Here is a 26,953-nt window from a genome sequence, read left to right on the forward strand (position 1 = left end):
ACATATAATTAAATAATTCCTTCAATTTTCATTACGACGGCGTGATCGCAAGGTGGTTGTAAAGGCATTTTAACTTTTAATCCATCATCTGCCTGGTTCCATTGCAAATTACCGTTGTGGCCTAACAAGGTAACATTATTTACTTTTTTACCATCTAATTTGGGCGAGGTCGATGCTAAGGATTTAATGATTACTTCTTGATCGCCCGGCCAACCTAACGCAAACGCATAAAGGCTATTATCTTTCGTCGTAAACCTAACATCCTCTGCTGTAAATGGTTTGCCTTTACCCTCATTAAAACCCTCCGCTTTAAGTGGTGCCACATCTTCAATTGCAGGACCTTCGCCAAAACTTTTCCATGGCCTTGTACTGTAAATGGCTTCGCTATTGATTTTCATCCAGTCGGTAATTCCTGCCACGACTTTTCTTTCATCATCATCAATAGTTCCATCGCCGCGAACAGGAATGTTTAATAACAAATTCCCGTTTTTACTTACGACGTCGATTAAAGTATGAACAACTGTTTTTGCAGTTTTGTACCCGTGTTTATCATACAATGGCCGGTCGTAGTGCCAGTTGCCGATACAAGTATCTGTTTGCCAATGAAGCGGCTCTATATTATTACTTTGGCCACGTTCTATATCCCAAACCATGCATTTACGCTGTTCTATATCCAAAACTTTTCCGGTAAGAACTGCTTCCAGCTTGCCGTGTTTTTGAATACTTTGGTTATAATAATGTGCAGCAATTTTAAGCCCTGCATCACTAATGGGCCAAAGCGGCAATGCAGTGTCATCGAAATAAAGAAGATCAGGATTATATTTATTGATAAGATCAATTGTACGGTTTAAAAATTTATCGCAATATGCTCTTGAAGGAACGATAGCACCGTTACGCCACGCCCATTGTTTGCCGATATCATAATTTCCACCAATTAACGGTTTCCTTTGTTCATACAACTCCTGTGGATCGAGCCCATTCCACCATTTACCGCTTCCATCTTTTTTCTGCAATTTTCCATCATACGGAACGCCTGCAAGAGGGCCGGCTTTATCTGCCGATTGTGAAGGTTCGTAAAATAAAGATGCGTGTGCCGCATGAACGCTAACACCAAAACGTAACCCGCTTTCTCGGGCAGCTTTTTCCCATCCACCTATCAAATCTTTCATGGGGCCTATTTTGGTAGAATTCCATCTCTGGTATTTACTGTTGTAGTTGTCAAAATTGTCATGATGATTGGCTAGTGCGACAAAATATTTTGCACCGGCATTTGCATACAAACTCACCAGCTCTTCCGGGTTCCAGTTTTCCGCTTTCCATTCATGAATGACATCTTTAAAACCAAATTTAGAAGGATGGCCATATTTTTCAACATGATAATTATAATCCCTGCTGCCTTCTATATACATGCTGCGTGCGTACCAATCGCCATACTCGGGCTGGCATTGCGGACCCCAGTGCGCCCACATTCCAAACTTTGCATCGCGAAACCAATCGGGCACTTCATATTGTTTCAACGAATCCCATGTTGGTTCAAAGGGCCCTTGCATCAAAGGCTCAAGCTGATTCATATTTGCAAAAAAAGAATTTGCATTCAGTTGATTGCCTATCCAAATGGCAGGAACAGTGGCCGCAAGGCTTTTTATAACAGTTCTTCTTTTCATGTAATTGAAATTATTTATAAGATTCAAGCTTAAATACTTTAACACCGTGTGGAGGGATATTTTCTCCAACTAAAACATCGTTATTGACATCCTTAATTACTTTTGTCCACAGTTCTGTTGCTTTGAATTTCCCTTTCCACAACTCCCATTGAGTGTTAAATGTTACATCGGCATTTACATCTTCAAGATTAAATAAAGCCACATATTTTATTTTGCCTTTTACATCCTCGGCTATCCATATACGATAGTCCTTGTTAAATGCCCGTTGGCCATAGTTCGTCATATAAACCTGGTGGTTATTAAAACTGTTTTGCTGAATATGCAAAATATCCCTGTTGGTCAACACGGCAAAGGCGCTATCAGAACTGTACAATGCTGAACCACCCCACATTAAAGGAGAACGGGCCATACACCAAAGTGTCATAAATGTTTTTTGCTCATCATAAGATAAAAAGCAAAAATGTTCTCTTTTTTCTGAATTTGGACTGTTACGAGCCTCGGGGTAACCGGTGAGGCAAAGTTTACCAAAAGGAATCATATCAGCGTCAGGCCAGGAGCCATTTCCAATAAAAGATGACCAATCGTTTGTCATGTCAAACATATGGAGTATATCTTCCCAACGGTCCCAAACATCATTAGCCATCCTGTACATATTGGCATTATTATCTACATGCTCTGCATAGCCCATTAAAGCGTCGCCTGGTGACAAACTCAATACGATCTTTCTCCCGCATTTATCAATTGCTTTTCTAATCAATTCTATTTCTCCCTTGTGATAAATGGGAGATAATATATCATCCACTTTTATAAAATCAACTCCCCATGATGCATATAAATTTATTAAAGACTGATAATACGCTGCAGCTCCGGGTTTTGTTGCATCCACACCATACATGCTCCCGTTCCACCTGCAGCTATCAATATAACTTACAATATCCTTTGCATGAAAATTTGTTCCGTAGACCGGCATATTTTTTTCTACGGCTTCTCTTGATATTCCCCTCATGACATGAATTCCAAACTTCATTCCTTTTGCATGAACGTAATCGGCCAGCGCTTTAAAACCTTTACCATTTGCTGTTGAAGGAAAACGGTTGAGGGCAGGTAATAAACGGCCATATTTATCAATTGCCATTCCTCCAAAATTATTATCGTTATAAACTTTACCCACATCAAAGGTTATCCAGTTATCCGAATCCCAACCTTTCGGGCCCGGATTAAACCAACAATAATCCACTATCGCATATTGGTAACCGTAAGGCAATAATTTTTTTGCTAATACATTCACTTCATTTTTAAACTGGCTTTCCGTAATGCAGCCATAATAGGCATCATAACTATTCCAGCCCATCGGCGGCGAAGGTGCCCATTTTTCAAAATTTTTTTGTTGAGAGAAAACAGGGAAAGACAGCACAAGAATCAGAAATACGAAAATTATTTTCCTAATAATTATTTTACCTGTAAATATCATTTCGCTACCTTTTAATGTAATACAAAAAAACAATCGCTTTATTCTATTTTCGGCTACTGTCAGACGTTAGTAACGTTTCCGTTCTTAATATCTTTTCAAAAGACTTTTTTTACTCAATATAAAAAATGAATAAAATTCTATTTTATTCAAATGATATCAAGCTATTTCCTTTGCCTTAACCTTTACCTCTGAAAGCTTTACCGGGCGGCCGTTTTCCATAGACATTTTGGCTGCATAAGCAATTTGTGTCGCCTTTAGTCCATCTGCTCCGCCGGCAGGCATTTCCTTATCACCGGTTAATGCATCAATAAATAATTCCATTTCATTTAAATAGGATTTTGCATAACGGTCCATAAAAAAATCAAGCGGTAATGCATGATGTATTCCTTTTTCATTATAAAGTACATTCCGGTTATGCAAATTATTTTCAACTTGTATCATTCCTTCGTTTCCAAAAATTTCTAATCTCTGATCATACCCGTAAGCAGCTTTCCGGCTATTATCAATAACAGCGTAGGTGCCATCTTCAAAAGTTAATGTAGTCAATGCCGTATCAATATCGCCAGCTTCTCCCACTTTTTTATCTATAATATTTAAACCCTTTGCATATACTTCCACTACTTCTTTACCCATAATATACCTGGCCATATCAAAATCGTGTATGGCCATATCCATAAATAGACCCCCGGAATTTTTTATATAATCGATCGGTGGCAATCCCGGGTCACGACTGGTAATTTTTACAATTTGAATATCACCTATGGTTCCTCCACGAACCGATTTGTAAGCCTGCATAAAATCAGGATCAAACCGCCTGTTGAATCCAAGCATCAACTTTACGCCGGCATCCTCTGCCATTGAACTCAAAGCATCAGTTCTTTCCAAAGAAAGGTCCATGGGCTTTTCACAAAAAATATGTTTTTTATTTTGAATTCCTTTTTCAATTAAATCAGCATGGGAACTTGTTGGCGTGCAAATTAATATTGCATCTACTCCAGGTAATGCAATTACTTCATTCGCATCTTTAGAAAAGAAGATGTTACTATATTTTTCTTTGAGAGATATATCGTAAAGAGGATCAGCAACCGCTGCAATTTTTGCACCCGGGAAATGTTGTTCAATGTTTTTGAAATGGATTTTACCTATACGTCCCATTCCCAATAGCGCAATATTAACTCGCTTCATCTTTTTGTTTTTTAAAAGTATATTAAAAAGTGATTCAATTATAAACCCTTACTTTGTAAATAACGCCTGTTGTTTTCAGCGCATTGTTTAGGATTACCCATTCCCGGTAAAACATCCTGTTCCACTACAATCCATCCATTGTAATTTTTATTTTTTAAAAATTGTATGATCGATTCGAAATCAACATCGCCTTTACCCAGCTGGCAAAACACACCATGCTGAATGGATTGAAAATAATCCCAATTATTTTTTGCGGATAATGCTGCTACTTCTGATGAAAAATCTTTAAAATGTACATGCCAGACGCGATCCCAATATTTTTCAAGAATTTCAACAGGATTCGTTCCCCCACCAAACATGTAATGGCCTGTATCAAAGCAAAGTCCCACCAGTTGCGGATTGGTTATTTGCAGGAACGCATCAATTTCTTCAGGCGTTTCAATATACCCGGCACAATGATGATGAAAAACAGTTCGCATCTCATATCTATCTTTTACGGCTTTGGCAACCTTCTCCGCACCTGCGCCAAAAATTTTCATTTGAGAATCATTAAGGCTGCCATGTCCATTTGTTCTGCCAGCATTCTTTGTTCGATATTCCACTGTTCCATTCTCATCGGCCAATACAATAAACGCATTTGTGTAACCTCCATCATACATGAGTCCAGCAACTTTCAATGCTTTTTCCACACCTTCTTCATGGGCACTTTCATTTGACAAAGCAACTGGTACGAAAGCACCTAACAAGCTAATATTTCGTTTTGCAATTTCATCATGCAAAGCGCCAGGTTCAGTTGGCATAAACCCCCAATCGCCCAATTCGGTACCCGCATAACCCGTTTCAACCAATTCATTCAAAACTTGTTCATATCCCAAAGATTTCCCTTCCAATTCAAACTCCAATGCTCCCCATGAACAAGGTGCGTTCGCTATTTTAATTTTATTTTCCATAGTATTATTAAAATTTTCTTGACCATTCTTTCGGCCAACGTTCTATTACAACTTTTGTTTGTGTAAAAAATTCGATGGCATGCTTGCCTTGTCCATGAAGGTCGCCGAAGAAACTTTCTTTCCATCCACTGAAAGGGAATTGTGCCATCGGAGCCGCAACGCCAATATTAATTCCTATATTCCCAGCCATTGCCTGGCTTCTGAATTTACGGGCACTGGAACCACTACTCGTAAATAAACATGCCATATTTCCGTACTTACCGTTATTGATAAACGCAATCGCATCGTCTACCGTTTTCATGTGCAACAAGCTCATAACGGGACCAAAGATTTCTGTTTTAATCAGATCACCATCTATTGGTATATTTTCAAGAATTGTTGGTTGAATAAAATTCCCCTGCTCATAATCTTTTACAGAAGCATTTCTTCCGTCTAATAAAATAGAACCTCCTTCTGCTTCACCTTGAGCAATCAGCGTTTCAATTCTTCTCTTGCTTTCTTTGCTTATAACAGGCCCCATTTCTACTCCTTTGTTTAACCCAAAACCAACAGTTCTTGCTTTTGCAGAAGCATATAAAGAATCGCGAATTTTTGAATTATCATCAATAGCTATTACCACAGATGCAGCAAGGCAACGTTGACCGGCACAGCCATACACGCTATCCGTAATAATCTGGGAAGTAATTTCAAGATCAGCATCCGGTAATATGACAACGGGATTTTTTGCACCTCCTTGCGCCTGAACCCTTTTTCCTTTGGCGGTGCCGCGGGAATAAATGTATTTAGCCACTGCTGTACTTCCTACAAAGCTTATGGATTTAATATCCGGATGATCGAGTAAGGCATCAACAGATTGTTTTCCGCCATGAACCAAATTAATTAATCCGCTTGGAATATCTAACTGACCGATCAATTCAAAAATTTTCATCATGGTTAGTGGCACCTTTTCAGAAGGCTTTATAATCATGCTATTGCCACACGCAATAGCATAAGGAAGAAACCAAAAAGAAATCATTGCAGGAAAATTGAAAGGCGCTATACACGCTGTTACACCCAACGGTTGCCTTATCATGTACTCATCAATTCCTGTTGTGATGTTTTCTAAAAACTCGCTTTGCAAAAGCATTGGAGCGCCGGCAGCTACTTCTATATTCTCAATTGCTCTTTGAACTTCCCCATTTGACTCTGCTAACGTTTTACCACACTCGAGCGTGATGGTCCGGGCGATCTCATCAGCGTTATCTTCGAAAAGCTGCTTCAATTTAAACAGCGGCTGAATACGTTTTAAAACTGTCACATCCTTCCATTGTTGATAAGCAATCTTTGCTGCATTTACAGCCGTTTCCACATCGGTTGCAGTATAAACTCCAAAAGGCACCTTCGCCAAAACTTCACCAGTAGCGGGGTTCACTACATCTATTGTTTCTTTGGAAACACTGTTAACCCACCGGCCATTAATATAATTTTTTAACACGTCCATTTTTGTTTTTTTATTATGCTTTTTTATAAATGATATTTTTGTTTTTTCTTATTGTTTTGCAATTTTTCAAGACTCTCTTTTACCGAACTAACGGTTGATACTTCTGCCACCGGGACTTCCCACCAGGCATAACCATTCACTCTTTGCTCACGGTCAGTCTCAATATAAATTACTGTTGTCTTATTTTCCTTTTTTGCATCCGCAAGCGCCAGTCTAAATTCATCGATACTTTTTGTACGAATTACAGTTGCGCCTAAACTCTCCGCATTGGTGGCCAAATCAACCGGCAAATAATTGCCAGTAAGCTGCCCGGTTTTCTTATCGCGGTATTTATAAACTGTTCCAAATCCTTTTGTTCCCAAAGATTTTGAAAGGCCGCCAATACTTGCATAACCATTATTATTAAGCAATATAATGGTAAGTTTATAACCCTCTTGTATAGACGTAATTATTTCCTGCGACAACATTAAATAACTTCCATCGCCCACCATCACATATACCTCTCTTGAAGGATCAGCCATCTTCGCACCAAGGCCACCCGCGATTTCATATCCCATGCAGGAATAGCCATACTCGAGATGAAACCCCTTGCTGTCAGCAGTTTTCCAGAGCTTATGCAAATCACCCGGCAAGCTTCCTGCAGCACATACCACAATATCTTTTGCTGATGAAAAATTATTCACCGCACCAATCACTTCACCCTGGCTTACTGGTATGCCATGATTTAATGAATAGACCTTATCAACAATTTTATTCCAATCTGTATGGCTCTTTTTGATGGCACCATCATATTTATCAGGAACCTTATAATCTTTTAATAATTTATCAAGCTCTTTGATTGATTCTTTCGCATCTCCCACGACAGGTAAAGCACCTTGTTTAAAAGAATCGAACTCAGAAACATTCAGATTAATAAACTGAACCGAAGGATTTTGAAATCCACCTTGCGAAACCGTTGTAAAATCGCTGTAACGTGTACCAATCCCAATAATTACATCTGCTTTCTCGCAGGCAGCAATGGCACCGGGAGTACCTGTAACGCCTGCCGCGCCCAGGTTTTGAGGTTCATCAAAACGCAGGCTCCCTTTACCGGCAAAAGTTTCAGCAACAGGAATGCCTGTTCTGTTTACCAGCTTTTTTAATTCGTTACATGCATCGCTATATATAACTCCACCACCTGCAATTATCACAGGGTTTCTTGCCTGGCTTATAATTGCTGCTGCCTTTTGTAATATGTTTTTGTCTGCTCTTATTCTTGGAATCTGCCACGCTCTTTTTTTAAAAAAGCTAAGAGGAAAATCATAAGCTTCTGCCTGAACATCCTGCGGAATAGCAATGGTAACAGCTCCCGTTTCAGCCGGCGACGTTAGTATGCGCATCGCATTCATCATAGCAGGTATCAACTGTTCAGGACGATTGATACGATCCCAATATCTCGAAACCGGTTTAAAACAATCATTGACTGAAAGGTCTTTGGAATATTGATATTCTAATTGCTGTAATACAGGATCCACGAGCCTTTTAGCAAATATATCACCTGGCAAAAGCAACACGGGCAACCTGTTAATAGTGGCGGTAGCTGCGCCAGTAACCATATTGGTAGCACCCGGACCAATCGACGAAGTACATACAAATGCGCCTAACCTGTTTTTTACTTTCGCATAGGCGATAGCGGTATGAACCATTGCCTGTTCATTTCTTGATTGATAATATTTAAAAGCCAGGTATTGAAATAGTGCCTGTCCTATGCCGCCGACATTTCCATGCCCGAATATGCCAAAACATCCGGCAAAGAATGCCTGTTCAATTCCATCTCTTTCTACAAATTGCTTTTGCAAAAATTCAATGGTAGCCTGTGCAGTGGTTAGTCGTTTTGTTTTCTCTGCCATTTTATATATTATTTCATTTATGCATTTAAGTTATATTCTATCTTTTTACAGTCCTCCCCATGAGTCAACAAACTGTATCAATTCATCATGGTAAGGCATTGCATTAGCGCATCCTGATTTTTGCACTACCCATGCACCGCTGGCATTGCCTAACCTGCATGCTTTATAAATATCCCAACCCTGCAGGTACCCATAAATAAATCCACTGGCAAAAGCATCGCCCGCACCTAACACATTTAATATTTCCACCGGAAACCCGGGCACATCTCGCTTATTGCCGTCTTTATAATAAACGGTGGCGCCTTTAGAACCTCGTTTTACAATCAGTAATTCAGGGCCTGACTTGATTATTTTTTGAATAGATGCTTCTATATCTCCTTTAATTTCCGGAGCAGAAATCTGTTGATGACTGATGTGCACCTGGTCTGCATGTTGCAATGTAGCAGCAAGTATTTCTTCTTCAGTTCCAATAGCAATTTTTACCTTTGGCAAAATAGCCCTTACCATTAAACCAAACGATCGCAAATCCTTCCATTGATCGGCCCTGAAATCCATGTCTAAAAAGACTTCTACATTATTGTCGAATGCAGTTTCGACTGCATAAAAAACAGCGCTTCGACTTGGTTCAATATTTAATGCCGTTGCTGAAATTTCAAGTATTTTATATTGATCAATCTTTGCAGCAATCACATGATCAATCGTCACCTGGCTATCGGCTGCATTATCCCTGTAATACACTAACGGGAACCTGTCCGGCGGTTCTATGCCCAGGACAACCGCACTTGATCTTGCTCCATCTATTCGGGCAATAGTATCCGTATTTACATTTTGTTCTTTTAAAAAATTAATGATGAAGTCACCGACCTTATCATTGCCAATGCCCGTTAGTAAAGAAACTTTAGCTCCCAGGCGGGTCGCCCCAACGGCAATATTCAGCGGGGATCCTCCAACAAAAGCATCAAAGCCTTTTATATCAATAAAGTCTGCACCAATGTCCTGAGAGTACAGGTCGATTGAAGAGCGGCCGAATGTTATTAAATCAAATTCCTTTTCTTTCATAAAAATATTTCATTGATTATTCATAGCTGCAGTTACCATCGGTATACGCGGATCAATTCCTTTCCATGAATTAAAGATCCATTCATGATCCGGATCAGGTGTGTTGGCTAATGACTGGTCGCTGCCTGCTAAAAAATTTAAATAATAACAATTGTACCCATGTGCTGCAGCAACCGGGTGATAGCCTTTTGGGACTAACACAATATCGTTGGTTTTCACCTGCATCAATTCATTCAGCGTTCCATCTGCTGTATATACTTGTTGAATAGCATATCCTTGTTCTTTATCTATTTTATAAAAATAAAATTCTTCAAGAGATGCTTCGAGTACGGCACCGTTAGTATCCACTTTTCTTTCATCATGCTTATGTGCGGGAAACGAACTCCAGTTGCCTGAAGGCGTATAAACCTCAACCGCTACTATTTTGCTACAACCAAAACCAGGCTCAACAAGACTGTTTATCTGGCGGGTGGCATTATCACCACCGCGAATCTCAATAGCAGCTTCTTCCGGCCTCTTAAACTTTGCAGGAAAATCTGCGCTTGCCAAACACCAGCCGGCAGCAATATCAAGAATTTCGCTTTGCGCAGTTATACTAAAAGAAGTATGTCTTGGTAAATACAACGTGTGAGCAATACCGGCAAAAACATTTTTTCTGCCGTTGATCGTTTCCCAATTTCCTTTATCAGTTGTTACCGAATAGTTGCCGCTTAACAAAATAATAGCGTATTCATTCTCACCTGTATTGCCATTCCAGACTTCGCCCTTACTCATTAATCTTGCTTCAAAATTAAGATGGTTCCAATTTGCATCTCCGGTAGTCACCTTTTGATATACACCCATTTTTTGAGAAGGATGTTTAGCCAAATTATATTGTTTCCTTTCTTTCATAATTCATTTAATTTAATGGTTGATGATTTTCCTTTACAGCCAAAAACCTCGAACCTTTCTATCATAAATTCTTTATAAGCTTTCATATAATCTTTACCAGGTATAATAAGGTCAAATAAATCCGGGTGCTCAACAAAAAATTTACGATGAATTTTTGTCCACAGAAGCCGCAGATCTGTTGCAATATTTACTTTACATATTCCATAATGAATCGCTTTCTTTAATTCCTCATCGGTAACACCACTGGCATTTTCATTTAGCTTTCCACCATAGCGGTTTATTTCAGCAATATCATTTTTATTTACTCCCGAACTTCCATGAAGTACCAAAGGATAACCGGGTAATTGTTGTTGAATTTTTTCAAGTACGCTAAATTGCAGTCCCCTGCCGCCACTAAATTTATAAGCGCCATGGCTTGTTCCCACGGCAACAGCAAGGCTATCGCATCCCGTTTTTTCAACAAATTCTTTCGCCTGGTTAGGATTGGTATATTTTGCGCGAGCCTCTTCAATATTTAAATCATCTTCTACTCCACTTAATACACCCAATTCAGCCTCAACAACTATATTTTTTTTATGCGCAGCATCTACAACTGCTTTGGTTCTCTTTATGTTCGTTTCAAATTCATCATGCGAAGCATCGATCATTACCGACGTGTACCCTTTACCGATAGCATCAAATACATGCGCTTCCACGCCATGATCTAAATGAATTGTATATACTGTTTTCGGGTAAATTTTTGATGCAGCTTCGACCATCGCCATCAGCATGTCCGGATGTGCATAATTTCTTGCCGCAGGTGTCAATTGAATAATAACAGGTGTTTCAGAATCCTGCGCTGCCGCAAACAAACCATGCACCTGCTCCATCGTAAATACGTTGACCGCCGCGATAGTGTATTTACCATAGCAATGATCAAATAATATTTTAGAAGAAATGGGATTCATTTACAATATCTCTTTTAATTACACTCTACTATTTTTAAACACTTGAGAAAAATTTTCAATCATGCCTAGATTTACAGTAAAAAAGCAAACAACGTTTATACTAAGATTTTTTGAAAAGCTGTCGTAAAAAGAGGTAATTAATTTATTTAATTTCAAGTTACTCATTTCAGGTTAAAACGTTTATCGAATCATAATAAAAATACTTCAGTAGTCTTAAGAAAATAAAACCCAGGGCACGATAACCCCGGGAATTGTGACTACTTGATTACTATATAAAAAAATACTAATAGCCGGGGTTCTGTACCAATTTAGGATTCGTTGACAATGCCGTTGTAGGTATTGGAAAAATCCGGCGATAGGTATCTGCGTTGTTTTTGAAGCCATAAGAGTCTTCAAATTTTCCAAAGCGAATCATATCATTCCTGTGCCAGGTTTCCCATGCAAACTCACGACATCTTTCAGCATAAATATCATCTAATGTCACAGAAGTCCGCGCAGCAGACGTAGTACGATTCGCTCTTAACATATTAACCAATGAAAGCGCTGTTTGTCCCAGTGTAGCAGTTCCACCACGTAGAATAGCTTCAGCTTTCATTAACATAATATCTGAATAGCGAAAAATAGGTACATCGTTACTTTGGTTCCGGCTCGTAGTATTGGTGTAATCTGGATAAAATTTAATATTACGTGTTCCCATATTCCATCCAATTTCATCGTTGCCTACGTCAAAGAGAGCTGGGTTTGCTCTTAATACAATATTTGGATCAATTACTAATGGGTAAATATATTCGGCACCTCCGTCAGAACCTGTATAAAACTGGTCATAGCCCGATTTTGTCGTCTTAACCATAATTGGATTTCCGTCAGGCCAATATTGCGGGCCTGTCAGCCATTGTTTATCTCTTATATCGTTAGGGTCATTAAAATTTGCATAGTACTCCGGCAAAGTTGCCCTCGGACCGCTTGGTTTATTATTAGACAATCCATTGCCTGTTGTTTTATTCATGATGGGATCAATGTTTCCACCAGCAGTAGATCCGGAATAACTGTAACGGATTCCCAGGTTGCGGTTAAGATCATAACGGGCATAAAACATGGTACCGTTAGACGTGGAAGGATCATAAGGAATTGCAAAAATAAATTCCTTCATGGATGGGCCATTCGTAGGATAAAACATTTTCAGGTAAGTACTCATTGGCTCTAATGAGTAATTGCCGGAATTCATAACGCTATCACACGCTGCAATACATTCATTGTATTTTGCAGTTCCTGTATACACTTCCGCATTTAGGTACATTTTTGCCAACAAGGCAAAAGCTGTGTATCTATTTGGTTTACCATAAGTAGAGGCCCCGGAGGCAGTGCTTAAATAAGGTATTGCCGATTTTAATTCGCTTTCAATAAAATTAAAAACCTGTGCCCGTGGGGTATTGGTTTGCAACTCTCCTGTGCCATAAGCAGTATCAAGAGGAACATTTCCATATGAATCCATCAAATAAAAATAAGATAGTGCCCTCATGGTTTTTAGTTCGGCCAGACTTGCATCCTTAGCAGGTCCATCCGGAGATTTCTTAACAATATAAATAGTCTGGTTGGTGGTACCTATAATATTTTCAAGATAGCTCCATACAGAGTTTACCCACCCATTATCTTTTGTCCAGGTATGCCTGTGTAATTCCTGGTATTTGTTTCCGTCGTACCAGTTAGCACCATAGGCAGGTAATATGGCTTCGTCCGAACTGCAACTCTGCAAAAACCAGTAAGACACGGCATAATCTGATCTAAGCGCAGTATATACAGGACCAATTACGGATGCATATTGAGCGGGCGTAACAGGAAAACTTTCAGGTGTAAGTTCGGAAGTTACTTTAACGTCTAACTTATGACAGGATGATAATATACCTGCTGCCACGAAAGCAGGCACTATCAAAAATTTAATTATTTTTTTCATTTTATTATATTTAATAATAGAAGGATTTAGAATGATACGTTTACCCCAAATAATATGGTTCTTGTTTTAGGATAAAAATTTTGAAAATCAATGCCCGGTGCCGCACCTCCCTGGTTAATTTCAGGATCAACACCTTTATATTTGGTGATAACAAAAAGGTTATTTACTGATGAGTAAACTCTTACAGAATGAACATAGTTGCCCTTAATATTAAAAGTATAGGCAAGTGTTGCATTATCAAATCTTACATAATTTCCACTCTCTATGAATCGGGTAGAATAAGTGGAATTTCTAACATCGGTAATTTTATCATTTGCTGCATCCGGTGAAATATTGTTAGTGGCAGCGCCCGATACATAAAACTCGTCAGCACGTGTAGCATCGAATATTTTATTTCCAAATACTCCACGGATAAAGATATTCAGATCAAAGTTTTTATACCGGAAGGTGTTGCTCCAGCCTGCTAATAATTTGGGTTGTGCATTGCCTACATACCAATAATCAGCGCCAATTACAGGAGCAGTTGTTAGTGTGCCATCATGTTTCAGGAACTGTGAATTTCCATTCTGGTCTTTTCCTGCATATTGCAAAGAGAAAAACTGGCCGAGTGGTTTACCCACTTTTAAAATTTGCAGCGTGCTATTGGTTTGCCCGGGACCTTCGGGATCAGAATATAATATTGAGTCACCATTTCCATAAGGATTGGTAAGGCTGGTAATGAGGTTCTTATTATGAGCAAGATTCAAAGAAGTATTCCAGCTAAAGTCTTTTGTTCTTAATGGTGTTGCATTCAGGTTTAATTCAATTCCTTTGTTTGTCATACTACCACCATTAGCCCATATTTTACCACCGGGAACAATGGCTGAACTAACGGAGTAATTAAAAATCATTCCGGTGGTTGACTTATCGTACCAATCGAATGAACCACTTAATTTACCATTGAGTATTGTAAAATCTGCTCCAATATTTGTAGTGGCAGTTTTCTCCCATTTCAAATCAGGATTAGCGCCTTGTATAGGCCCGTAAGCTCCAGCCTGCACTCCATTAGAATAATAAGTACCCGTGCTTCCATACAAGAATTGGGCTGTGTAGGCGCCAAAGCCTTGTGAATTACCTGTTACACCGTAACTGCCTCGTAATTTTAATTCATTTATAAACGACTGATTTTGCATAAAACCTTCCTGCGATATTCTCCATGCTGCACCTACTGAAGGGAAATAACCCCATTGGTTATTTGTTCCAAATACTGATCCTCCGTCTCTTCTTAAAGAACCCTGTAAAAGATATTTATTTTTATATCCATAATTGACCCTGCCAAAATCTGAGATCAGGCGGGTCTGACCATAAACACCATCCGGGCCAAACTGCACACGGTAAGATGAAAGAGCATAAGGATTGCCCAAAGCAAGGTTATTAAACCCAACGTTATCTGCCGGAAAATTAGTACTGGAAGTTTGAAAACCATCACCATAAACATTATCCTGCCATGAATAACCGACTACTGCGTTTATAGAATGGTCTCCCAATTTTTTATCCCAGGTTAAATAAGATTCAATTGTTTTGGTTGTGTTTTGATAAGAGCTTCTTAAAGCAGAACCGTTTGTTCCGAAAAGATTACCTATTAACGTATGCGAAATTCCTATACCAGGATCCGGGTTATTGTAAAAATTGCTGGTTGGATAATTAGAATAATAACTGTCATAAAATTCTCCATGCAAAGAAGATAATTGCTGATAAGAAAGATTGACATTATAGGTAAATCCAAATGGAAGTTTTACTTCTGTGGTAAATATCCCGATCAGGTTATTATATTTTGTTTCATCTGTTGCATGATCGATAAGCGCAACAGGATTAAAATAACCGGTTGTATTAAAATTTTCAAAATAAGTACCGTCGGCATTTTTTACAGGAGATACCGGAAGATGGTGTGCAGCCTGGAGTAACACAATATTTTGTATTGGAACATAAGATGCATCGCTCCTTGAATTAGATACATTTAAGCCAAACTTCACTTTATTATTCAATGCATACTGTTCAAGGCTTAAGCGAGCTATAAATCTTTTTAACCCACTATTAGTTAATATACCTTCTTTATCGAGATAGTTAATACTGGCGCTATAGTTAGTGTGCTCTCCACCTCCGCTAAACGAAAGATTATGATTTTGGGAAACAGCAGAAGACCTTTCAATTGCCTTCATCCAGTCAGTGTTGGCCCCAAGGTCATCAGCAGGTAAAAAGGATTTATTGTTTGCAGCAAGATATGCCCGAATCTGGCTCGAGTTCATAAGACTAAGATTGCTGCTTACTTTTTCTAATCCTACATACCCGTTATAATTTGTTTGCAACTGGCCCTTGCTTCCTCTTTTGGTTGTAATGATTATTACTCCGCTGGTAGCGCGGTTTCCATAGATAGCGGTTGCGGCAGCATCTTTCAATACATCAATTGATGCTATATCATCAGGTGCAATCAGAGAGATATCGGCACCGGGAACCCCATCAATAACATAAAATGGAGCAGAGGGACTATTGATGGTTGAAGCACCACGCAAAATAACGGCTGCAGCCCTGTTGGGATCGCCACTGGCGCTAATGTTTAAGCCCGCAACTTTACCTTGCAGCAACTGTCCAACATCACCAATTGCTCCTTTGTTAAGTTCTTCAGGCTTAATAGTGGTTATAGAACTTGATAAATTTTTGCGGCTGCTTCTGCCATACCCCACCACTACAACATCACTTAAGGTAGTTACCGATGCTTCCATTACGATATTATAAGAAGAAGCAGAAGTTACTTTGATTTGTTGCGCAGTAAAAGACGCTGAACTAAAAACGAGAATGTCACCCTCCCTCGCTTTAATGGTATAAATGCCACTGGCGTTAGTAACAGTAGCAATCGTAGTTGATCTAACAGAAACAGTTATCCCCGATAAATCATTGCCCGATTTATCAGTCACTTTACCGGTAACATCCTTAGTACCTGTTCGCTGTGCCAATAATAAAACAGGTAACAACATTACCATTGTAAAAATTGCAGCCGTTCTTTTTTTTGGCAGCAAAAAATGAAGCACTTTCATATGCAATTGATTTTAGTTAAAGAAATATTTATACCCTTAATAATGTATTTTATACACTTATTTTTCGCCTATAATTTTATATACCTTTTTACGTTGACAAAATGTAATTTGATTTACTCTTAGCAATCTGAATTAATCGCCTGGCACTTATTTTTCAAGCCGGTAAAAGGACACTTTACGGCTGCTCGAGAGTTTTATATTTTACAAATTCCTTATCAGACCTCCCTGACGAATTCTTTAACCAACCAGGATAACCATCCCAATTAGTAATTTTTTGTATCCTATAAAATCAAAATGTTAATTTGTTTTATAGCAGGATCTTGTTCCTGAATTTTCATTAGCAATCGTTTTACCTTTATTAAAATTCTCAATGCTAAATTGCTTTTTTTTTTCAAGAGTTTCACATAATGGATTAGATTTATTTACGAAACCGGTTTCGTAATACAGTATGTGTATTGTAAAATTTTAGTGTAAAAAAAAACAACAAACTGATGGTAAAAGTAAATATGAAAGAACTTGCAAAAGAGCTCAATGTTTCGGTTGCCACTGTTTCAAAAGCAATGCGTGATAGCCACGAAATCAGCGAGCAAACTAAAAAGAAAGTGCTGGAAGCCGCCGCCAGGCTTAATTATACACTCAATCCTTATGCAAGCAGTTTAAGAAAAAGACAAAGTAAGACGATAGCCTTAGTTCTTCCAGAAGTGGCAGATAATTTTTTTTCGCTTGCTATCAACGGTATTCAATCTGTCGCAGAAAGAAAAGGATATCATGTTCTCATCTATCTTTCACATGAAAAATTTCTCAACGAAGTTTCTATTCTTTCTGAATGCAGCAGCGGCCGTGTCGACGGCGTTCTTATTTCAATAAGCAGTGAGACCACCAGTGCTGAACACATCCTTAAACTGCAGCGGGAAAATATACCTATCGTTTTTTTTGACCGAGAGTTTGAAGGACTTCGGATAGCCAGGGTCGTTACAAATGATTTTGAATGTGGATATAACGCTGCAATACATTTAATAAATAACGGTTGTACGAATCCTGTCTTCTTATCAATTTCCACAAGCCTTGGCATTTGTAATAAACGGGCAGAAGGGTTTAAAGCTGCACTTCTTGAAATGAAAGCAGGTGATATCGAAAACGCGGTTGTTGTATGTAAGGGAACTAGCGGTGACGAATATTCGCAGATAAAAAAATTACTTACAGGTAAAAACAGGCCTGATGGTATTGTGGCATCTGTTGAGAGGCTTGCTATGACAGTGTACCTGATGAGCCATGAAACCGGGATATCTATTCCAAATCAATTAAAGGTTGTAGTATTTTCAACTCTCGAAACGGCTCCCATACTTAATCCACCCCTTACCACTATTACACAGCCTGCATTTGAAATTGGAAAGGCCGCCGCTGAACTCCTGTTTAAGGGAATTGAAAAAAAAGGATATAATCTCGCCGATGAATATGTGGAACTTCCATCAGTCCTCACTGAAAGAATGTCATCACGCAACTCGTGAATAAATAATTTTGCCGATCACTTTATGATATAATATTTACAATGTTTGAAAAAACTTTTCTCTAGTTGTTTTTATAAATAATATATTGTGGCAATTTTTATTACTTTAATAATTGCACGATTGATATGAATCTTCACATTGCAGATTACCTGATAATTATTGTTTATTTCCTTTTTGTTATCGGCGTTGGCTTTATCATAAAAAAGCGAATTAAAACAAGTAATGATTTTTTAACAAGCGGCAGAAATATTCCGCTATGGATAACCAGCCTCGCATTTATATCTGCAAACCTTGGCGCACAGGAAGTATTAGGCATGGTTGCATCCGGAGCAAAGTATGGAATAATGACCGTGCATTTCTATTGGGTAGGCGCAATTTTCGCAATGGTTTTTTTGGGTGTGTTTATGATGCCTTTTTATTATGGCAGCAGGGCCAGGAGTGTTCCTGAATTTTTAAAACTTCGTTTCGACGAAAAGACAAGGGGGCTAAACGCAGTTTCTTTTGCAGTGATGACCATTTTTTCATCTGGTATATCTTTATATGCTTTGGCAAAATTGCTTGAAGTTATTTTGCATTGGGATTTTGATGTTTCAATTTGGCTGGCTGCAAGCATTGTAATGATCTATACTTTTTTGGGCGGATTAACAAGTGCAGTTTATAACGAAGTACTCCAGTTTTTTTTGATCGTTCTTGGTTTGTCACCTTTGGTGATTGTTGCTTTACACGATGCCGGCGGATGGACAAACATTAAAACTTTATTACAGCCGGAAATGACTCATGCATGGAAGTATATGGGCAATGCCGAATCGAACCCGATGGGAATAAATTTCATGTCATTAATATTTGGGTTAGGATTTGTTATGTCATTTGGATATTGGTGCACCGATTTTTTGGTAGTGCAAAGAGCCATGATGGCAAAAAATATGAGCGCTGCGCAACGCACACCTATTATTGCAGCAATCCCTAAAATGTTCATGCCGCTTATTGTAGTGTTGCCCGGCGTTATTGCCATTGCGTTATTACAGCCTGCTTTAGCATCCAAAGGTTTTAGTATTCCTTCTGACGGAAAAGGCGGGCTGGATTATACCATGACACTGCCTTCGCTTATTTCACACTATTACCCAACCGGCTTGCTCGGCGTTGGTATCACGGCGCTTATCGCATCATTTATGAGTGGCATGGCCGGCAACGTAACAGCATTTAATTCAGTTTTTACTTTTGATATTTATCAATCTTATTTTATAAAAAACAAATCAGACCGGCATTACCTGGTTGTTGGAAAAATTGTTACTATTGCCGGAATTCTTTTATCTATTGTAACAGCGTACATCGCCAAAAGCTTTAATAATATTAACGATTTTCTTCAACTGGTTTTTAGTTTTGTCAACGGTCCTTTGTTTGCAACTTTTTTACTGGGAATGTTTTGGAAAAGAACAACAGGCCATGGTGCTTTTTGGGGCCTTCTCGCTGGAACTGTGGCTGCAGCGCTTACTCACGGTTTAACCTTGGCCGAAGGAAAAGGTGGTTGGATTTATCCTTTATATGAAATTCACAGCGGCATGGGACAAGCATTTATTGTAGCTTCTGTTTCATGGATTGTCAATTTTTGTACCGCAATTTTTGTGAGCCTCTTTACAAAACCAAAACCTGAGGCGGAATTAAAGGGACTGGTGTATTCATTAACTGTTAAACCGACTTATCACCAGGATAAATGGTATCTAAGGGTTGTTCCCTTAGGTATTATTTTAATTGTGATTACTATTCTCCTTAATATAATTTTCTTTTAAAAAAAATACGATGTATAAAAAATTAAATGACCTTGGTTTTGTAATTGGAATTTTTTTTATAATTATTTCACTGATTCTTATCATCGGTGGTTTTGTTTCTGCAGCGCTATGCTATAAATTAAATTTTTATACCGGCTTTTCATTTCTCGTGTTTGGCATTTTCATGGCATTATTCAACAGGAACAATCATAAAAAAGAAGAGGTATAGTCTGCGAAGCAAACTATAAATTATTTTATGTGTTGTTTGTTTTAAAATAATTACGGGCATTATAATAACAAATATCACTTATAATGCCACCTATCCATTTTTCATCACCTGGCAATTCACCTTTTAAAATATCAATAGCAAACAGGTTGCATAATATTCTACGGAAATATTCATGCCTTGAGTAGGAAAGAAAACTGCGTGAATCTGTCGTCATACCAATGAAAGTACTTACCAGTGACATATTTGCAAGATCATTCAAATGTTTTTCGATACCATTTTTTTGATCGAGATACCACCACGGGGGACCATACTGGATCTTCCCTTTTATTTCAGAATTATTGAAATTTCCCGTCATAGTAACAAACAGTTCATTATCTGCAGGATTATTATTGTAAAGAATAGTTTTCGCCAATTGATCGGTATTATCAAGTTCATTGAGAAATGCCGACAACTTCTCTGCATGCCTGAAGTCTCCGATTGAATCATATCCTCCATCCGTGCCAATTGTTCGCAACATGCGGCTATTGTTATTTCTCAAAGCGCCCAAATGAAATTTCTGTACCCAGTTTTTCTTATGATACATCTTGCAAAGTTCCTGCAATATAAACCCTGTAAACGCTTCGGGATTAGAAAATGATTTAGCAGATTTATTATTAATGAAAATATTAAACTCAGTAATATATTCCTTGTTAAACCCGGTTACAGCAGGCATTTGCGATAAGCCATGGTCGGCTACATTGCAATCATTATCATGAAAATAATCAACTCTTTTTTGCAATGCCCCAAGTAAAGAAATTACATCTGTTATTTTAAACTTGACTGCTTCTTCCAACGAGGCAACATAAGACAAAAACGAATCCTTGTTTTCAATGTCTAAAATTTTATCAGGGCGAAAACTTGGCAAAATCTTTATATGAAATTCATCATCTTTTATTTGTTGGTGCCACCGGAGGTCATCACACGGATCGTCTGTGGTGCCTACCAGTTCCACATTAAAATATTGAAGCAGAGATCGTGAAGAAAAAGAATCCTGTTGCAGCATTTCGTTGCATTGTTTATAAACGGCTGCAGCAGTTTGTTCATTAAGATACGTATTGATATTAAATGGTTTTAATAATTCCATTTGAGTCCAGTGAAACAATGGATTTTTTAAACTATAAGGAACGACCGACGCCCATTTCATGAATTTTTGCTCATCCGTTGCATCGCCTGTTATATACTTTTCATCTATACCAAAAGCCCTCATGGCTCTCCATTTATAATGATCACCTTTCAGCCAGAGAGCAGTCATGTTCTCAAATTTTTTGTTTTCTGCAATTTCTTTAGGTATAAGGTGATTATGATAATCTATTATAGGAAGATCTTTTACATGATCATGGTATAGCCTTTTTGCCACATCGCTTTGTAATAAAAAATCATCGTTTAAAAATTTCGATGAGTCGTTACCGTTAGTACTCCTTAAAATTTCCAGGCTTTCCATTTTTCTAATTAACAGTTTGGCAAAAAGGTTTTATTACATCGCGTTATTCTATTGTAAAACAATAATTCCGTTGAATTTTTCTTCCGTTGAATTATTTTCAAAATAAATTTTTAATAAATAGTCATCCTATTTGGCGTTATAAATAGTTTCATTAAGTAGCATCTTTTTTACATTTCCTCCGCTTATCATCAGCTGTATTTTTTTTTCATTTATTAATTTATCATCTACGTCAATGCGGATGTCTTTTTCTTTACCGGGCAGCAGTGAAATAAAATTATCAGAATAGAAAGATGGCCTTACCGGTTTACCATTATCATATTGCAATTGTAGCCTGGTAAAAAAAGAAAGTGACTTTGCAGGATTTTTAACCTGTACAAAAAAATATGCCCTGCCGTTTTTTATTTCCTTTTTTACATTTATTTTAAGGTTAACCTCGGGTAATTTATCTATCTCCTGGAACCCTGATACAGCAGGCCCTTCAAGCGCCCCGGCTTTTTCATACTTGTCTTTTGATCTCCAATAAAATGAATTTGATACCGGCTTATTTTTTGCATCAAATAATTCCAATTGTATAAAATGCACCTGTGTAATATCTTCCGGGAAATCAATTTTAAATACATCATTTACTACTCCATCTTCGGGAATATTTATATTTTCCTTTTTGACAAATCTTACTTTCATATTTAAATCGTACACGGTAGCTTTTACTGCATAACCTTTAAAGGCTGTGCGGTAATCATTACAAACTGACACGGTATTTTTTAAATAATCAAACTGCGGGTGTAAAGGCTGGAGGGCATTTTGTGTATAATATAATGCCGCTGTTGGTTCAAGCGACCAATCCCACATGCGCCCGGCAGTTTGCCTTACCGGGCTATTGAGGTACCAGAATAAAAATCCTGAACAAAACCGGTCGCCATAATTAAATTTATTATAATCCCATACTTCCCAAATGGAACGGTAACCCATAGCGCCCACGTATTGGGCCTTCATCGCATATTCATCAATAGATGATGATTTACCAAATTCGTTTACGGCATCCCGGTAGGTTGTAGTCATATTATGAAAACCACCGCCATCAAGATATTGCCACACAGAATCATTAATAGGCCATAGATCTTCCTTTGGCATCATTTCCCTGAGGCATTCAACTGTTGGCAAACATGGCGTACCATATTCAGGATTAAAACCATCTATACGGCTTCCCCTTCCTGATGCAGTATTTTCAAAGTATTGCATCGGGTTTAAATATTTGTAGGGGCTGCCATCATGTATTCCACAGCATTCAGATGTTGCCTGGTAACTTGTTGCACTATCAATATTATGAATAACTTGTTCTGCCCCCGGCAGGTCATGCGATTCGTTGGCAGAAACATAAAACGCAACAGACGGATTACTCCTGATGCGTTTTATAGTGCCGGCAAGGTTTTTCATATATAAAGATGTATCAACAGGAAAAACTGTATTACCCGTTATCCAGAATTCACTCCATACCATAATGCCAAATTCATCACAGAGCTTATAGAAATAATCAGATTCTGCAACGCCACCTCCCCATAATCTTAAAAAATTAACCCGTGCCTGCCGGGTATAACGGAGCTGCGTATACGTTCTTTCTTCAGATTCATTGCACATCCCTTCAGGTATCCAGTTGGCTCCGCGGATAAATATTGGAACACCATTCACCAGGAATCTTTTCGATGAATCGGGCGTATCCCTATCAGTGCTGACCTGGCGAATACCGAAAGTGGTATTCAACGAATTGCTGATTCCCTTTTTGTTTATAAACTTTAGATTAAGCTTATATAGATACTGGTTTCCTTTATTGATTGGCCACCAAAGCCTGGGGTTTTTAATATTGAGTTGAGGAAAATCAGCAGCATCAAAAACAATTTGTTTAGTTTCTCCCGGCTTTAATTCAACCTCTTTTGCAAACGATTTATCCAATAATGCAATAGTGCCTTTAACAACACCTTCCTGTATTTTATCAGAAGCATTAAATACTTCCACAGAAATGGTTTCTTTCGCCGAAGCTGTGTCCGGTAGCGGAAGCAGGGATTGCACATAAGGATGTTGTAACACTACATCGCCGGTAGCAAACAATTCTACATCGCGCCAAATACCTGTATTTCTATCCCTGATACCATCATGAAAAGTAAAATCCCAACCGGCGCTCATGAGCATGGTCACATTTTTACCAATGATTCCATCGCCTCCGTTCTTCGCCTCCCTTATGGCGCCTGGCATTTTCCCTTTAGTAGGTTTATTTGACCCGGGAAAATCAACCGGGTCAACATCAAGGGCGAGCGCATTATGTCCTTTAAGATTTGCAAATGAAGTAATATCAATTTCTTTATCATTGAACATTCCCGCCATATGTCCTATAACGTGCCCGTTCAGCCAAATAACACAACGGTAATTGATACCATTAAATTTTAACCAAATCCGCTTGCCATCAAAGGCCGGTGGTATTGCAAACTCAGTCCTGAACCAATAATGATAAAATTCTTTGCCTACACTTGCAATGTCAGGAATAAGGTTTTTATTTAGTTTATTATTATCGCCAAAATAAGGATCTGGGTAAACATTATTTTTAACCAATGTATTCAATACAGTTCCCGGAACCATAGCATTGTACCAATTATTTGTGTTGTATCCCGCTTTTGATATTATGTTTCCGCTATCGCCAACAAGGTTTACCCTTTTAATTTTCCAGGAAGCGGAACCATTAAAACCGAGGGAAGATCTTAGGAAAACAGATTGATCGCTGGAACGCTTGCATAAGCGATCTGTTGAAGACTGAGAGAAAGCAACGGAATAATAATTAAATGACAACAAACAAAACAATACAGCTACTCTACTTTGCATTCTCATCAACTTTAGTTTAATTAATTTTTGGTACCGAAAATATTTCGCGCTTTTATATAGATGCCCAAAAGTGCAATGTCATTTTCTCAAAAAATAATAATTGTACTAACAAAGTTGTAATAATTTATTTCAGTTAAATGGTTTATTCACGGAAACGTTTTCGTAGGAGCTAACGCGGGCTAGCTCTGTGTAATTGCAGACTTATTGCCAACGAATTTTAATAAAAATCGCAGCAGGAAATAATTCTATAGCAATCAATTTTTAATAAAAAAAAAGACAGTGACTATCAGATAGTATTGCCGTATGTTATTTAATCCTCAAATTTATATTAACACTATTTCCCGTGGCTGGCGCATCTACCACCAAATTAAAAAGATGCGTTGCATTATCATAACTCGCCTTTCCCCTGTCGCAGGCAACAGTATGTCCGGCATAACCGTGTAGGGTAACCGCAGATTCTCCTTTGGCAAATAATACTTTTACCTGTAAATTTTTACCGTTAGTAATAATATCGGCTATTCTTTTTTTACCGGTAGATGTTATTTTTCCGGCATCTCCCAAAAATGCAATTCCTGTTTTAGTAACCGGCGCTATTATGTAATAAGTATATTTTTTTGATGGCAATACATCTGTAAAAATTTTATCTGCTGCTATAATTTGCAACTTGTTTTGCAAAGGTTCATAAATAGCCACGTTTCCTTTCATACCTATATCAGCGGGTTTAAAAGTTACCTGCATATCTGTAGTTTGGGCGGTTGCAAAAGCAAACACATAGCTGGTAGTTGCACCTGGGTGTTTCGTGTAAGTGTACGCCAGCACGGGCTTGTGATCCATGCGTGCCATATCGATATAATCTTCATCCACAGGCAATAAAGGCGCATCTGGTTTTACAAGCACGCCGTCATTTCTACAAGTCATAAAAATATTTGCCTTATCTTCTTTACCAATTGCATCACCGGTTCCCACTGGTCCTGCAGATAAGTTAGAAACGATCATATTACCTTTTTCGGAACTTTTAAATACATCACACCATGGCCATATACCCATTTCATACCCTAACTGTGATGTGAAAATAAAAGGCATCCATTTCTTCGGTTCAAAACGATCTCCGCTGGTACGGATGGTCGTTAGGTTATTATATTTTACACCCTGCAAAAAATGCCTGGGCATGGCCATACAATATTGCATATTCAGTCCATCTGCTTTTGCCGCATTCGCCATTCCGTCAGTGAAGGCATTACCAACAGATAAATCAGAGCTCATTTTTGGGCTTTGCATATAAATTTGATTGAGCCAGTCTTGTTCGTAACAAATAACTCCGGAATGTTTGATATAGCCCATTATATCTTTCCAGTATGCCGGGTCAATAGCCGCATACCTTGAAATTTTGTACATTTTTTGGTATGGGCTCGACGGATCAACCCAACGATTGTGAGTAACCAATGGCAGTCCTAATTTTTGCTGAAAAGAAGTTAATCCTTTAGGAAACAAAAAAGGATCAGCCCTGTATTCCATTAAACCACCATAACGGTTCCACGCACCCGAAGGTAAACGAGGATTTTTATGATCCGCTGTTGGCTGTCCTCTTGGATCAGTAATTGATTTCTCATACCACCAACTATCAAGTTGCATATAACCTAACGGTATACCCTGTTCGTCATAATGCTTTTTCAATAAAAGCAATGTATTTGCATAGCCTTTTGTAGTGTCGTAATTGTAATAATAATCGGCGCCATTGTCTGTCCAGTAGCCATAATATTTCAACACTTTATCCGCATCATTTGAGGGGCGTTGACGGTGATATAAGGCCCTTAAAGCGCCTCCCCAAACATCCCACATATTGTGAATGCCTTTGTCGAAAACCATAATTGTTGAATGGATAAAATTCGATGGCAATTGCTGAACCTCTTCATTTATTCCGCTGCTAATATTCGTCGTTCCATCACCGGTTAATTTGGCAACAATAAAATCGGAAGCAGGAGAAATAACGCAGGAATTTTTATTTTCATCAAATAACAGCCATGGCGTTGAAGTTTCATTTAATGTAAACTCGGGAGTAGAAAAATCGACATCATGATAGCTGAAATGGTAAAGGGATGCCGGCATAGAAGTGAAGTGGGGAAAGGCTTCCAGCGATTGATTAGCAGCTCCCTTTGGTGTGGACAAAGAAAATATAACCACCGGCGAATTCGTATACCAGCGAATAGTTCCAACATAATTGTTATTACTTTTCCATTTAAAAGAAATTGATTTATATGCGCCAATAGCATCGCTGCCTTTTGAAGATTTTAAATTATTCAGGGGCTTGTCGACACTTCCTCCAAATGTCCAATTCAAACCTGCAGAACTTATTATATAATTACCATTTTCAGCATTAACTTTTACCGAAATATCATTTTTCTGCTGTGCCGATGTGGTTAAATTAATTCCTGTAAAAACAAATAATAAGAGCAAAGATTTTATCATCTTCATTGTTGAAATTTTTAGATTAATTGTTTCATTAAAAAGTAATTGACAATCGTTATGCTATTTGCAGTATTATGA

At 38.2% G+C, this 26,953-nt stretch carries 17 protein-coding genes; 3 read left to right on the plus strand and 14 right to left on the minus strand.

Annotated features, from left to right (window positions below; genetic code table 11):
• Positions 1-8: 8 nt before the first annotated feature.
• The 11 genes from FW778_RS03815 to FW778_RS03865 all read right to left on the minus strand — a co-directional run bounded on the left by FW778_RS03815 (position 9) and on the right by FW778_RS03865 (position 16,558).
• Positions 9-1,664, minus strand: a complete 1,656-nt coding sequence (locus FW778_RS03815; RefSeq protein WP_150413262.1) for an alpha-L-fucosidase — start codon at positions 1,662-1,664, stop codon at positions 9-11.
• Between the two features lie 10 nt (positions 1,665-1,674).
• Complete coding sequence (locus FW778_RS03820; RefSeq protein WP_150413263.1) at positions 1,675-3,135, minus strand: glycoside hydrolase family 27 protein; 1,461 nt, start codon at positions 3,133-3,135, stop codon at positions 1,675-1,677.
• A gap of 156 nt (positions 3,136-3,291) precedes the next feature.
• Complete coding sequence (gene iolG / locus FW778_RS03825; RefSeq protein ID WP_150413264.1) at positions 3,292-4,320, minus strand: inositol 2-dehydrogenase; 1,029 nt, start codon at positions 4,318-4,320, stop codon at positions 3,292-3,294.
• A gap of 38 nt (positions 4,321-4,358) precedes the next feature.
• Positions 4,359-5,270, minus strand: coding sequence for a TIM barrel protein (locus FW778_RS03830; protein ID WP_150413265.1), 912 nt, complete (start codon positions 5,268-5,270; stop codon positions 4,359-4,361).
• Between the two features lie 7 nt (positions 5,271-5,277).
• Positions 5,278-6,750, minus strand: a complete 1,473-nt coding sequence (locus FW778_RS03835) for a CoA-acylating methylmalonate-semialdehyde dehydrogenase (RefSeq protein WP_150413266.1) — start codon at positions 6,748-6,750, stop codon at positions 5,278-5,280.
• Positions 6,751-6,773: 23 nt separating this feature from the next.
• A complete protein-coding gene (gene iolD, locus FW778_RS03840) occupies positions 6,774-8,639 on the minus strand; it encodes a 3D-(3,5/4)-trihydroxycyclohexane-1,2-dione acylhydrolase (decyclizing) (protein ID WP_150413267.1) in 1,866 nt (621 codons plus the stop codon).
• A gap of 45 nt (positions 8,640-8,684) precedes the next feature.
• Positions 8,685-9,698 (minus strand): 5-dehydro-2-deoxygluconokinase, encoded by a 1,014-nt coding sequence (gene iolC, locus FW778_RS03845; RefSeq protein WP_150413268.1) that lies wholly within the window; start codon positions 9,696-9,698, stop codon positions 8,685-8,687.
• A gap of 9 nt (positions 9,699-9,707) precedes the next feature.
• A complete protein-coding gene (gene iolB / locus FW778_RS03850; protein WP_202552064.1) occupies positions 9,708-10,589 on the minus strand; it encodes a 5-deoxy-glucuronate isomerase in 882 nt (293 codons plus the stop codon).
• A complete protein-coding gene (locus FW778_RS03855; RefSeq protein WP_150413269.1) occupies positions 10,586-11,536 on the minus strand; it encodes a class II fructose-bisphosphate aldolase in 951 nt (316 codons plus the stop codon). The genes iolB and FW778_RS03855 overlap by 4 nt, the downstream gene beginning before the upstream one ends.
• Positions 11,537-11,819: 283 nt before the next feature.
• A complete protein-coding gene (locus tag FW778_RS03860) occupies positions 11,820-13,487 on the minus strand; it encodes a RagB/SusD family nutrient uptake outer membrane protein (RefSeq protein ID WP_150413270.1) in 1,668 nt (555 codons plus the stop codon).
• A 26-nt stretch (positions 13,488-13,513) separates the two neighbouring features.
• Positions 13,514-16,558 carry a SusC/RagA family TonB-linked outer membrane protein gene (locus FW778_RS03865; protein ID WP_150413271.1) on the minus strand — a complete coding sequence of 1,015 codons (3,045 nt, stop codon included), beginning with the start codon at positions 16,556-16,558 and terminating at the stop codon, positions 13,514-13,516.
• A gap of 491 nt (positions 16,559-17,049) precedes the next feature.
• Here FW778_RS03865 and FW778_RS03870 point away from each other — a divergent pair, with 491 nt between their 5' ends.
• The 3 genes from FW778_RS03870 (at position 17,050) to FW778_RS03880 (ending at position 20,061) form a co-directional block, all read left to right on the plus strand.
• Positions 17,050-18,066: a LacI family DNA-binding transcriptional regulator gene (locus tag FW778_RS03870; RefSeq protein WP_202552065.1), complete on the plus strand. Its 1,017-nt coding sequence runs from the start codon at positions 17,050-17,052 to the stop codon at positions 18,064-18,066.
• Between the two features lie 125 nt (positions 18,067-18,191).
• On the plus strand, positions 18,192-19,853 hold the full coding sequence (locus FW778_RS03875; protein ID WP_150413272.1) for a sodium:solute symporter family protein: 1,662 nt from the start codon (positions 18,192-18,194) through the stop codon (positions 19,851-19,853).
• A gap of 10 nt (positions 19,854-19,863) precedes the next feature.
• On the plus strand, positions 19,864-20,061 hold the full coding sequence (locus FW778_RS03880; protein WP_150413273.1) for a hypothetical protein: 198 nt from the start codon (positions 19,864-19,866) through the stop codon (positions 20,059-20,061).
• 25 nt (positions 20,062-20,086) lie between these two features.
• Here FW778_RS03880 and uxaC read toward each other — a convergent pair whose 3' ends face one another.
• The 3 genes from uxaC to FW778_RS03895 form a co-directional block, all read right to left on the minus strand.
• A complete protein-coding gene (uxaC, locus tag FW778_RS03885) occupies positions 20,087-21,541 on the minus strand; it encodes a glucuronate isomerase (RefSeq protein WP_150413274.1) in 1,455 nt (484 codons plus the stop codon).
• Positions 21,542-21,667: 126 nt separating this feature from the next.
• The gene (locus tag FW778_RS03890) at positions 21,668-24,415 is read right to left on the minus strand and encodes a glycoside hydrolase family 2 protein (RefSeq protein ID WP_202552066.1); all 2,748 of its coding nucleotides are present in this window, start codon (positions 24,413-24,415) and stop codon (positions 21,668-21,670) included.
• Between the two features lie 300 nt (positions 24,416-24,715).
• Positions 24,716-26,881, minus strand: a complete 2,166-nt coding sequence (locus tag FW778_RS03895) for a hypothetical protein (RefSeq protein ID WP_150413275.1) — start codon at positions 26,879-26,881, stop codon at positions 24,716-24,718.
• Positions 26,882-26,953 lie beyond the last annotated feature (72 nt).

The sequence above is a fragment of the Ginsengibacter hankyongi genome (genome assembly GCF_008710285.1).
GTDB lineage: Bacteria > Bacteroidota > Bacteroidia > Chitinophagales > Chitinophagaceae > Ginsengibacter > Ginsengibacter hankyongi.